The 12,332-nt window shown below is 65.2% G+C and carries 7 protein-coding genes; all 7 read left to right on the forward strand.

The window, feature by feature from the left end; all coding sequences use genetic code 11:
* Window positions 1-809: 809 nt before the first annotated feature.
* Window positions 810-2,705: a type IV pili methyl-accepting chemotaxis transducer N-terminal domain-containing protein gene (locus CF70_RS04945; protein ID WP_235184885.1), complete on the forward strand. Its 1,896-nt coding sequence runs from the start codon at window positions 810-812 to the stop codon at window positions 2,703-2,705.
* Window positions 2,706-2,717: 12 nt separating this feature from the next.
* A complete protein-coding gene (locus tag CF70_RS04950) occupies window positions 2,718-3,395 on the forward strand; it encodes a response regulator (RefSeq protein ID WP_035861228.1) in 678 nt (225 codons plus the stop codon).
* 156 nt (window positions 3,396-3,551) lie between these two features.
* Entirely contained in the window at window positions 3,552-4,832 is a 1,281-nt protein-coding gene (locus CF70_RS04955; RefSeq protein WP_035861231.1) for an MFS transporter, read from the forward strand.
* Window positions 4,833-4,850: 18 nt separating this feature from the next.
* Entirely contained in the window at window positions 4,851-6,302 is a 1,452-nt protein-coding gene (locus CF70_RS04960) for a NarK family nitrate/nitrite MFS transporter (RefSeq protein WP_035861234.1), read from the forward strand.
* A 40-nt stretch (window positions 6,303-6,342) separates the two neighbouring features.
* Window positions 6,343-10,146, forward strand: a complete 3,804-nt coding sequence (locus CF70_RS04965; RefSeq protein WP_035861237.1) for a nitrate reductase subunit alpha — start codon at window positions 6,343-6,345, stop codon at window positions 10,144-10,146.
* A gap of 17 nt (window positions 10,147-10,163) precedes the next feature.
* On the forward strand, window positions 10,164-11,687 hold the full coding sequence (gene narH, locus CF70_RS04970) for a nitrate reductase subunit beta (protein ID WP_035861239.1): 1,524 nt from the start codon (window positions 10,164-10,166) through the stop codon (window positions 11,685-11,687).
* Between the two features lie 11 nt (window positions 11,688-11,698).
* On the forward strand, window positions 11,699-12,332 hold a 634-nt coding region (narJ, locus tag CF70_RS04975; RefSeq protein ID WP_035861254.1), incomplete at its 3' end, for a nitrate reductase molybdenum cofactor assembly chaperone.

Below are 12,332 nucleotides of genomic sequence, written 5' to 3' on the forward strand. Positions count from 1 at the left end.
GGCTCACGGATCTGGCGGACGAGGTGCGGGCGCGCTGGCGGTAAAAAAATAGCACCCGCTGCCGGGAAGGAGTGGGTGCGGAAGGAAATACGGGGCAATCGCGTTTGCCCCGTGTCACTCTAGTGGAGTTAGGTCCGCGAGAACTTCAGATATTTGTGAATCCCGGCCGACCCTCGGCCTGACCCTGGCCTACCTGCAGGCCGCCGGCTGTTTTGTCGAGCCGCCACCGGCGACGTTGCCCGGGGCGGGGTGGTGCGCCACCGCAACGCGCACGGGCAGGGCAGGGCTGGGACGGCCGGCGCCATGCCGGACTGGTTGCAGCGGGCAGTCAACGCCGGGCAGAACGTGGAACATTTCCGCGTGCCCGTCGCGGGAGTCACGGGGCGCGCCGGGAAGGGGGGGCGATCTGGCCAGGGAAAAGCGTAGTTGGAAGGCATTTCCATGAACGTTCGCCCGGATCGAGAAAGAAATGTCGGAAAAATTGGCCCTTATTGCACATTTTCAGGATTGGTAAGCACCAGATTTGCGATGAATCAAACATCGGCACGAGGTCTTGGATATATTCAGTTCCATTGGGGAGACGCATATCCGTTGGCGGCGCTCGCGCATATCCGAGTGAAACGCCTGCACGATCAAGTGCCTCTTTGTACGTACTGATACGGCGTTGCCGACTGATCGCTGGCAGGGACGGCCAATGGCAGCGGCGGCAGAATTGTGCGGCGCAGCATGCAGTCCTCTGGTTCCGGCAATAGGGGCACGAGGAACGCTCAACCTGGAGTCACGCGATGCGCCGGCGGAGCTGGAGTCTGTTGACTAAACTGCTGGCGATTGGTGCCACGGTATTGTGTCTTGCCCTGACTTCGATCGGCCTCACGCTCTGGGTCACGTGGCAAATCGAAGGCGGAGCGGCAGCCGTCAACGAAGCTGGCCGTATGCGCATGCAGGGCTATCGGCTCGCGTTGGCCATGGAGCGAGGCGCATCCATGGATGCGGTGACATCCCAGTTGCGCGAGTCCGATCAGGGCCTTGAGCTATTGGGAAGCGGCGATCCTTCGCGCCCTCTCTTTGTTCCCTGGAATGCCGAGACCCGTGCCCGGTTTGCCACGGTTCAAAAAGGCTGGGCGTCGCTTCGCGCGAACTGGCTATCAGGTGTGCCTGCCCCGGCGGGCGATCTGGACCGCTTCGCGGCGGCCGTCGACGCGCTGGTATCCGGCATCGAACTGCAGCTCTCCCAATGGACGGCACGGTTGCATATGTTCCAGCTCGCCATGGTGGCCCTTGTCATTGCCAGCGCGGTGACGCTTCTCTATGCCGGCTACCTGATCGTTTTTGAACCCTTGTCGCGCCTGCGGCGCGGTTTGCTTCGCGTTGAGGCCGCGGACCTCGGCGCACGCGTGGCGGTGACCTCCCAGGATGAGTTTGGCGAACTGGCTGAGGGCTTCAATCATATGGCCGCAAAACTGGAGGCGTTGTATGGCGACCTTGAGCAACGCGTCAATGAAAAAACCGCACGGCTGGAACGCGAGCGCATGCGCCTTGCCGCCTTGTATGAGATGAGCGGGCAGATGGCGCAGGCGGCTACGCTGGACGAGCTTGCAAAAGGATTTGCACGCAAGGTTCGCGCTGTTGCCCATGCCGATGCCGTTGCGATCCGCTGGTCCGATGCAGCCAACCAGCGCTATCTTTTGCTGGCGGGTGACTGCCTGCCGCAGGTGATGTTTGAGCAGGAGCGCTGCCTGCAACCGGGTGCTTGCCATTGCGGTCAGGCCGGCGCCACCGCGCAACTGCGGGTTATCCCCATCCGGGGGATACCAGACGATCCGTCGATCCGATGCGCGCGGGCCGGTTACCGGACACTGGTTTCCCTGCCGGTGAAACTGCAGCAGCGGGTACTTGGCGAAATCGATCTGTTCTTTCTCGAGGAAACCGTGCTGACGGCAGAGGACCGCTCCCTGCTCGAAGCCCTTGCGGCCCACCTTGCCAGCGCGATGGAGGGGCTGCGCGCGGGAGCACTGGAGAAGGAAGCCACGGTGGCCCAGGAGAGGGGCCTGCTGGCACAGGAACTCCACGACTCGATCGCCCAGTCGCTGGCTTTTCTGCGGATCCAGGTAGAGTTGATGAGGGCCGCGCTTGGCCGCCGCGACGCGCCGGCGGTCGACAGGGTGCTCGGAGAGATCGAGGCCGGCGTGCACGAGACCTATAGCGACGTGCGCGAACTGCTGGTGCATTTCCGCACGCGCACCAACCACGAGGACATCGAGCCCGCGCTGCGCACCACATTACAGAAATTCGAGCACCAGACTGGCTTGCGCACGCATCTGCGCATGGAAGGGCATGATGTGCCCCTGATGCCCGACGTGCAGGTTCAGGTACTGCATGTCATTCAGGAGGCGCTGTCCAACATACGCAAGCACGCGCATGCGACACAGGTCTGGATCGACGTGCGCCAGGCCGAGGTGTGGCGTTTCGAGGTACGCGACGATGGCCTTGGCTTCAACGTCGCGCAACCGCCGACGTCCGCCCAGTTGCATGTGGGCTTGCGGATCATGCACGAGCGCGCGCAGCGCATCGGCGCCACGGTCACGCTGACCTCGGGCAGCGGTCATGGCACGCGCGTGACGCTGACGCTGCCGCCGCGCCGGCCTGCGCAGCGCGAAGCGTCATCCCGGCCTGCCCGGATGGCCAGTACCGTGCAGAGCCACTGATGGGAAAACCCGATGCCCGCCACTGATCCGGTCCGCCTCCTGGTCGTGGATGACCATAGCTTGTTCCGCCGCGGGCTGATCGCCTTGCTGGCGCAGGAACCGGCGCTCCAGGTGGTTGGCGAGGCCGGCGACGCCGGCGAGGCCCAGCATCGCGCCCAGGCCTTGCAGCCGGATGTCATCCTGCTCGACAACCATCTGCCCGGGGTGACGGGGATCGATGCGCTGCCCGGGCTCAGGGAGGCCGCGCCGCACGCGCGCGTGCTGATGCTGACGGTCAGCGAGGACGAGCGTGACCTGGGTGCGGCACTCAAGGCGGGTGCCGACGGGTATGTGCTCAAGAACATCGAGGGCGCCGCCCTGGTCGCGGCCATCCACCAGACCTTGAAAGGGCAGTCTGCCATCAGTCCCGAGATGACCGGCAAGCTGGTCGCCGCGTTTCATGCCGCGCATGCCAGTCCGGAAGAAGCCTGCGCGCCGCCCGCACCCGCCGATCCGCTTGCCGTGCTGTCGCCGCGCGAAATGGAGATCCTGCAAGGTATCGCCAGCGGTTCAAGCAACAAGGCCATCGCGCGCCAGTTGGACATCGCCGAGACGACGGTGAAGATCCATGTCCAGCATATCCTGCGCAAGCTCAACCTCAGTTCGCGGGTCCAGGCGGCCGTCTTCCTCGCCGTACGCGGCAGCGCCTGACCCCGGTCCGGCATAGTTCTTTCGAACGATGCCCGGGCGTCCGATCGGTCGAAATCATCCTCCTTCCGGACATGCCGGCCTGCCCGGCCGAGGGATGTCGCACCTTGCATCGGGCGCCTAGATTGGAACTCAGCAAGGGACCAGGGAGCGACCGGCATGGCGCTATCGCCGAAGGATCGAGTCACGGGACAGGCAATTCGCGTACTGGTCGTCAGCACGCTCTCGTTTACCGTGTGTTTCATGGTGTGGATGATGTTCGGTGTCATCGGCATCCCGATCCGCAAGACGCTGGGACTCAACGCCACGGAGTTCGGCCTGCTGACAGCCATCCCCGTGCTGACCGGCTCGCTGATCCGGGTGCCGCTGGGTCTCATGACCGACCGCTATGGCGGGCGGATCGTCTTTTTCGTGCTGATGCTGGCCTGCGTACCGCCGATCTGGCTGATGTCGTACGCGACGCAGTACTGGCACTTCCTGCTCGCCGGGATGTTCATCGGCCTGGCCGGCGGCTCGTTCTCGGTCGGCACGCCATACGTAGCGCGCTGGTTCCCGAAAAGCCGTCAGGGCTTTGCCATGGGTGTTTTCGGTGCCGGCAATTCGGGGGCGGCAGTCAACAAGTTCATCGCGCCGGCGCTGGTGGTGAGCTTCGGCTGGGCCATGGTGCCGCGCGCCTATGCAGCCATCCTGCTTGGCACGGCCTTGCTGTTCTGGCTGCTGAGCGCGCATGACACGAGCCATGTCACCGGGGGCGGTGCCTCGCTGCGGGACCAGCTGCGCACGCTCAAGGACCCGCGCGTGCTCAAGTACTGCCAGTACTACTCCATCGTCTTCGGCGGCTATGTCGCGCTGAGCCTCTGGATGGTGCAGTACTACGTAGGCGAGTACGGACTGGAACTCCCAACGGCGGCGTTGCTGGCAGCCTGTTTCTCCTTGCCTGGCGGCGTCCTGCGCGCCGTGGGCGGCTGGCTCTCCGACCGGCACGGCGCACACAGCGTGACCTGGTGGGTACTGTGGGTGTGCTGGATCTGCCTGTTCCTGCTGAGCTACCCGCAGACCGAGTTCACGGTGGCCGCGGTCGACGGTGTCCGCCACTTCCGGCTGGGTCTGAACATCTATGCCTTCACCGCGTTGCTGGCGGTGCTGGGTGTTGCCTTCGCGTTCGGCAAGGCGAGTGTATTCAAGTACATCAGCGACGACTATCCGGACAACATCGGGGCCATCAGCGGCATTGTCGGCCTGGCCGGCGGGCTGGGCGGCTTCGTGCTGCCGATCCTGTTCGGTGTGTTGCTGGACATCACCGGCGTGCGATCCAGCGCCTTCATGCTGATGTACGGCGTGGTCTGGGTATCCCTGATCTGGATGTATTTCACCGAGGTGCGCCGCACCGAGATGATGGGCCCGCACGGGGTGCGTGCCGGCAACGCGGCGCGGTCCTGAGCGCGCCTGGAGACGGAAATGAGCCGAACCGTAGCAGAGACACCGAAGCCGTCCGGCAGCGGCCGGGTACTGACCATCTGGACCCCTGAAGACCGCGCATTCTGGGAGCGCGAGGGCGAGGCGATCGCCAAGCTGAATCTGTGGATCTCGGTGCCCGCGCTGTTCCTGGCATTTGCCATCTGGCAATTGTGGAGTGTGGTGGCCGTCAACCTGCCGCAACTCGGCTTCAAGTACTCGACCAACCAGCTCTTCTGGCTGGCGGCCGCGCCCGCGCTATCGGGCGCGACGCTGCGCATCTTCTATTCTTTCATGGTGCCCCTGTTCGGCGGGCGCCGCTGGACTGCAATCTCCACGGCGTCCTTGTTGATTCCCGCCATCGGGATCGGCATTGCGGTGCAGGATCCGACCACCAGCTATCCCACCATGCTGCTGCTGGCGCTGCTGTGCGGCCTGGGGGGCGGCAACTTCAGCTCCAGCATGGCCAATATCAGCTTCTTTTTTCCCAAGGAGCACAAGGGCTCGGCGCTGGGCGTGAATGCGGGGCTGGGAAACCTTGGCGTTTCGGTGGTGCAGTTCCTGAGCCCGCTGGTCGTCACGGTGGGCATCCTCGGCATTTTTGGCGGCGATCCGCAGACGATCGTCGGCAAGACCGGCCAGGTGAGCCAGGTGTGGGCGCAGAACGCCGCCTATATCTGGATTCCCTGGATCGCGCTGGCGTCGGTGGCGGCCTGGTTCTTCATGAACGACATTGCCGACGCGCGGGCCTCGTTCGCCGCACAGGCAGCCATCTTCAAGCGCAAGCATAACTGGCTGATGTGCGTGCTGTACCTTGGCACCTTCGGCTCGTTCATCGGCTTTGCCGCGGGCTTCCCGCTGCTGATCAAGAGCCAGTTTCCCGACGTCAACCCGCTGGCGTATGCCTGGCTGGGGCCGCTGCTGGGCGCGCTGATCCGGCCCGTCGGCGGCTGGCTGGCCGACCGGCTCGGCGGCGCGTCCGTCACCCTGTGGAATTTCGTGGTGATGGCGCTGGCGGTGGTCGGGGTGCTGTATTTCCTGCCCAAGGGCGCGGGCGGCTATGCGCTCTCCGCCGGTCCGGCGCAAGGCAGCTTCACCGGCTTTTTCCTGATGTTCCTGGTGCTGTTCCTGACCACGGGCATTGGCAATGGCTCGACCTTCCGCATGATCCCGGTGATCTTCCTCAACCAGAAGCTGCGCGAGGTGGAGGGCGCCGGCGAAGAGGCGCAGGCCCGCGCGATCAAGGAAGGCAATACCGAGGGGGCGGCCGCGCTGGGCTTCGCTGGGGCGCTGGGTGCCTACGGCGGTTTCTTCATCCCCAAGAGCTACGGCACCGCCATCGCCGCGACCGGCGGCCCGGAGGCCGCACTGTGGATATTCATCGTCTTCTATCTCCTTTGCGTGGTGATCACCTGGTGGTACTACGGGCGGCGCGGCGCCGAGATGCCGTGCTGAGCACGATGGCGATGCGCACAAACGATACCGGAGCCCCGCAATGAGCCATTTTCTCGATCGCCTCACTTACTTCAGCCAGCCGCGCGAGCGTTTCTCCGACGGCCACGGCCAGACCACGGGCGAGGACCGCACCTGGGAGGACGCCTACCGCAACCGCTGGCAGCACGACAAGATCGTGCGCTCCACCCATGGCACCAACTGTACCGGCTCGTGCTCGTGGAAGATCTACGTGAAGGGCGGCATCGTGACCTGGGAAACCCAGCAGACCGATTACCCCCGCACGCGCGCCGACCTGCCGAACCACGAGCCGCGCGGCTGCGCGCGGGGTGCGAGCTACTCCTGGTATCTCTACAGCGCCAACCGGGTCAAGTACCCGATGGTGCGGGGGCGCCTGCTCAAGCACTGGCGGGCGGCGCGGGCCGTGGCCAAGAGCGCCGTGGACGCCTGGGCGGCCGTGGTCGAAAACGACGCGGCGCGCCGCGAGTACCAGCAGCAGCGCGGGATGGGCGGCTTCGTGCGCAGCAGTTGGGACGAGGTCAATGAACTGATCGCCGCGGCTAACGTTTACACCATCAAGACGCACGGCCCGGACCGCGTGATCGGCTTCTCGCCGATCCCGGCCATGAGCATGGTGAGCTACGCGGCAGGCAGCCGCTACCTCAGCCTGATCGGCGGGGTCTGCATGAGTTTCTATGACTGGTACTGTGACCTGCCGCCCGCCAGCCCGCAGACCTGGGGTGAACAGACCGATGTGCCGGAGAGCGCGGACTGGTACAACTCCACCTTCCTGATCGCCTGGGGCTCCAACGTGCCGCAGACGCGCACGCCGGACGCGCACTTCTTTACCGAGGTGCGCTACAAGGGCGCCAAGGTGGTCGCCGTGACCCCGGACTACGCGGAGGTTTCCAAGCTGGCCGACCTGTGGCTGCATCCGAAGCAGGGCACCGATGCGGCGCTGGCAATGGCGATGGGCCACGTCATCCTCAAGGAGTTCTACTTCGAGCGGCGCAGCGCCTATTTTGACGACTATGCGCGCCGGTATACGGACCTGCCGTTGCTGGTCGCGCTCAAGGAACACACGCTGCCCGACGGCAGCAGGACCCTGGTGCCCGATCGCTATGTGCGCGCCAGCGATTTCCCCGATGCGCTGGGGCAGGCGAACCATCCCGAATGGAAGACGGTCGGTTTCGACGAACAAGGCAAGGTCGCCTTGCCTCACGGCTCGATCGGCTTCCGCTGGGGGCCGGACGGCAGGCCCGACGCCGGCAAATGGAACCTTGAAAGCAAGGAGGCCAGGCAGGGCGAGGCCGTGAAGCTCAAGCTGTCGGCGGTGGAGGATGGCGCCCAGCCGCATGAAATCGTCGATGTCGGCTTCCCCTATTTCGGCGGCATCGACACACCGCATTTCACGGCCAGCAAGACCGCCGGCGATGTGATCGTGCGGCGCGTGCCGGCAGTACGCCTGGCGTTGCAGGAAGAAGGCGGCCAGCGCGAGACGCTGGTGGCCACGGTGTTCGACCTGCTGGCGGCCAACTACGGCGTGGCGCGCGGGCTGCCGGGCGAACAGCAGGGCGGCGCCGCCACGGGCGGCTACGATGACGAGGTCCCCTACACGCCCGCCTGGCAAGAGCGCATCACCGGTGTGCCGCGCCAGCAGGTCATCGCGGTGGCGCGGCAGTTCGCGGACAACGCCGACAAGACCCATGGCAAGTCCATGGTGATCATCGGCGCGGCGATGAACCACTGGTACCACTGCGACATGAACTACCGCGGCATCATCAACATGCTGATGCTGTGCGGCTGCATCGGCCAGAGCGGTGGCGGCTGGGCGCACTACGTGGGCCAGGAAAAGCTGCGCCCGCAGACCGGCTGGACCGCGCTCGCCTTCGCGCTGGACTGGATCCGGCCGCCGCGCCAGATGAACTCGACCAGCTTCTTCTATGCCCATACGGACCAGTGGCGCTACGAGAAACTCGGCGTGGACGAGATCCTCTCGCCGCTGGCCGATCCGGCGCGCTACAGCGGCTCGATGATCGACTACAACGTCCGCGCGGAGCGCATGGGCTGGCTGCCATCGGCGCCGCAGCTGCAGACCAATCCGCTGCAGGTGCAGCGCGACGCGCAGGCGCGCGGGCTGGACACGCGGGACTATGTGGTCCAGTCCCTCAAGGACGGCTCGCTGAAGATGAGCTGCGAGGACCCCGATCACCCGGCCAACTGGCCGCGCAACATGTTTGTGTGGCGTTCCAACCTGCTCGGCTCCTCGGGCAAGGGGCATGAATATTTCCTCAAGCACCTGCTGGGCACCAGCCACGGCGTGCAGGGCAAGGACCTCGGTCCCGACCATGCCAGGCCCGAGGAAGTCCGCTGGCATGAGCAGGCGCCCGAGGGCAAGCTGGACCTGCTGGTCACGCTCGATTTCCGCATGAGCACCACCTGCATGTACTCGGACATCGTGCTGCCCACGGCGACCTGGTACGAGAAGAACGATCTCAACACCAGCGACATGCATCCGTTTATCCATCCGCTCTCCACCGCCGTCGATCCGGCCTGGCAGGCGCGCAGCGACTGGGAGATCTACAAGGGTTTCGCCAAGACCTTCAGCCAGGTCTGCGTGGGCCATCTCGGGGCGGAGAAGGAAGTGGTGCTCACCCCGCTGATGCACGACACGCCCGCCGAACTGGCGCAGCCTTTCGGCGTGCGGGACTGGAAGAAGGGCGAATGCGACCTGGTGCCCGGCCAGACCGCGCCGCAGATCAATGTGGTGGAGCGCGATTACCCCAACACCTATCAGCGCTTCACCGCGCTCGGCCCCCTGATGACGCGCATCGGCAATGGCGGCAAGGGGATCGGCTGGAACACGGAAAGCGAGGTGCATGCGCTCGGGGAACTCAATGGCACGGTCAGCGAGGCGGGCGTCAGCCAGGGCTTGCCGCGCATCGACACCGATATCGACGCGGCCGAAGTCGTGATGATGCTGGCGCCTGAAACCAACGGCCACGTGGCGGTCAAGGCATGGCAGGCGCTTAGCCGCATCACCGGGCGCGAGCATGCCCACCTGGCGCTGCACCGCGAGGACGAGAAGATCCGCTTCCGCGATATCCAGGCGCAGCCGCGCAAGATCATCTCCTCGCCGACCTGGAGCGGGCTGGAGAGCGAGAAGGTGAGCTACAACGCGGGCTATACCAATGTGCACGAACTGATCCCGTGGCGCACCCTGAGCGGGCGGCAGCAGTTCTACCAGGACCATCCGTGGATGCGCGATTTCGGCGAAGGCTTCGTCAGCTACCGGCCGCCGATCAACCTGAAGAACGTCGACGAAATGCTGGGCAAGAAGCCCAACGGCCACCCGGAGATCGCGCTGAACTTCATCACGCCGCATCAGAAATGGGGCATCCATTCGACCTACACCGACAACCTGATCATGCTTACGCTGAATCGCGGCGGGCCGGTGGTCTGGCTGTCGGAGGACGATGCGGGGCGGGCCGGCATCGTCGATAACGACTGGGTCGAGCTCTTCAATGCCAACGGCGCCATCGCCGCGCGCGCCGTGGTGAGCCAGCGCATCAAGCCAGGCATGGTGATGATGTATCACGCGCAGGAGAAGATCATCAACACGCCCGGTTCGGAGATCACCGGTCTGCGCGGAGGCATTCATAACTCGGTCACGCGCGTGGTGCTCAAGCCCACCCATATGATCGGCGGCTATGCGCAATACAGCTACGGCTTCAATTACTACGGGACCATCGGCACCAATCGCGACGAGTTCGTGGTGGTGCGCAAGATGGACCGGGTCGACTGGCTCGACGAGCCCGCCAACGCCGACGCCCCCGGCGCCGCCTGAGAAGAAGGAGACCGACGATGAAAGTCCGCGCACAGATCGGCATGGTTCTCAACCTGGACAAGTGCATCGGTTGCCATACCTGCTCGGTGACCTGCAAGAACGTCTGGACCAACCGCCCCGGCATGGAGTACGCCTGGTTCAACAATGTGGAGACCAAGCCCGGCATTGGCTATCCCAAGGAATGGGAAAACCAGGAGCGCTGGAACGGTGGCTGGGTGCGCAAGGCCGACGGCCGCATCGAGCCCCGCCAGGGCGGCAAGTGGAAGCTGCTGATGCGCATCTTCTCCAATCCCAACCTGCCGCAGATCGACGATTACTACGAGCCGTTCACGTTCGACTACGACCACCTGCAGTCCGCGCCCGAGTCCCGCACGGCCCCCACTGCGCGCCCGCGCAGCCTGATCACCGGCAAGCGCATGGAGAAGATCGAATGGGGGCCGAATTGGGAGGAGATCCTGGGCGGCGAGTTTGCCAAGCGCTCCAAGGACCGCAACTTCGACGACATCCAGAAGGAGATCTACGGGCAGTTCGAGAACACCTTCATGATGTACCTGCCGCGCCTGTGCGAGCACTGCCTGAACCCGACCTGCGTGGCCAGTTGCCCGTCCGGTTCGATCTACAAGCGGGAAGAGGACGGCATCGTGCTGATCGACCAGGATAAATGCCGCGGCTGGCGCATGTGCGTGTCCGGCTGTCCCTACAAGAAGATCTACTACAACTGGCAGAGCGGCAAGGCGGAGAAGTGCATCTTCTGCTATCCGCGCATCGAAGCCGGCCAGCCTACCGTCTGCTCGGAAACCTGCGTCGGCCGCATCCGCTACCTCGGCGTGCTGCTCTACGATGCGGACCGCATCCAGGAGGCGGCCAGCGTGGAGCATGACCGCGATCTCTACCAGGCGCAGCTCGACATCTTCCTCGATCCCAACGACCCCAAGGTCATCGAGCAGGCCCGCGCGGACGGTGTGCCCGAGTCATGGCTGGAGGGGGCACGCCGCAGCCCCGTCTACCAGATGGCGGTGGACTGGAAGGTGGCGCTGCCGCTTCACCCGGAGTACCGGACCTTGCCGATGGTCTGGTACGTGCCGCCGCTGTCGCCCATCACGGCGGCGGCAAATGCCGGCGAAGTCGGCATCAACGGCGAGATTCCCGACGTGAAGCAGTTGCGCATCCCGGTCAAGTACCTTGCCAACCTGCTCACCGCAGGCGACACCACGCCCGTGGTGCGCGCGCTGGAGCGGATGCTGGCCATGCGCGCCTATCAGCGCGACAAGCACGTGGAAGGGCGCCAGAACCTGGCTGCGCTGCAACAGGCCGGGCTTAGCGTGGCGCAGGTCGAGCAGATGTACCAGGTGATGGCGATCGCCAACTACGAGGATCGCTTCGTCATTCCCACGGCGCACCGGGAGTACGCGGAGGACGCCTTCGACCTGCGCGGCGGCTGTGGCTTCTCGTTCGGCAACGGCTGCTCGGACGGCACCAGCGAGACCAGCCTGTTCGGCGGGAAGAAGCGGCGGACCATCCCGATCAAGGCGACACTGTAAAGGACGCGGCCATGAAACCATTCGATGCGCGAATCTGCCTGGTGCTGGCCCGGCTGCTGGCCTATCCGGGGGAGGAACTGCGTGCTTCCCTGGTGCCGATGCGGGATCTGGTGGCGGCGAGCCGCTCGCTCAGCGATCCCGGGCGGGACAGCCTGCTGGCGCTGATTGACGGCATGCAGCGCCGCGACCCCTATGAACTCGAGGCGCGCTACGTCGACACCTTCGACCGCGGCCGCGCCACCGCGCTGCACTTGTTCGAACATGTGCACGGCGACTCGCGCGAGCGCGGCCAGGCGCTGGTGGATTTGCTGCAGACCTATGAGGCCGCCGGCTTGTTCCTGGGGGCGGGCGAACTGCCCGACTACTTGCCGGTAGTACTGGAGTTCGCCGCCACGCAGCCAGGGCAGACCGCGCGCGAATTCCTGGCCGAGATGGCGCACATCCTCAATGCCGTGCATACCGCGCTGGCCGAGCGCCACAGCCCGTATCACGCGGCAATCGCGGCCGTGCTGGAACTGGCGGGCGAGCGCGTCGAGCCGGTAAGGCTGCCGCCCGAGGAATCGCTCGACGAGGCCTGGGCCGAGCCGCCTGCCTTCGACGGCTGCGCCACGCGCGGCCAGAGCAAGCCCGGCGAGCCCCAGCCGA

This window comes from Cupriavidus sp. SK-3, from assembly GCF_000611145.1.
Lineage (GTDB): Bacteria > Pseudomonadota > Gammaproteobacteria > Burkholderiales > Burkholderiaceae > Cupriavidus.

Coding starts and splice junctions, on each gene's coding strand:
- CF70_RS04950 (WP_035861228.1), top strand. CDS start 2,718: ATGCCCGCCACTGATCCGGTCCGCCTCCTGGTCGTGGATGACCATAGC.
- CF70_RS04955 (WP_035861231.1), top strand. CDS start 3,552: ATGGCGCTATCGCCGAAGGATCGAGTCACGGGACAGGCAATTCGCGTA.
- CF70_RS04960 (WP_035861234.1), top strand. CDS start 4,851: ATGAGCCGAACCGTAGCAGAGACACCGAAGCCGTCCGGCAGCGGCCGG.
- CF70_RS04965 (WP_035861237.1), top strand. CDS start 6,343: ATGAGCCATTTTCTCGATCGCCTCACTTACTTCAGCCAGCCGCGCGAG.
- narH (WP_035861239.1), top strand. CDS start 10,164: ATGAAAGTCCGCGCACAGATCGGCATGGTTCTCAACCTGGACAAGTGC.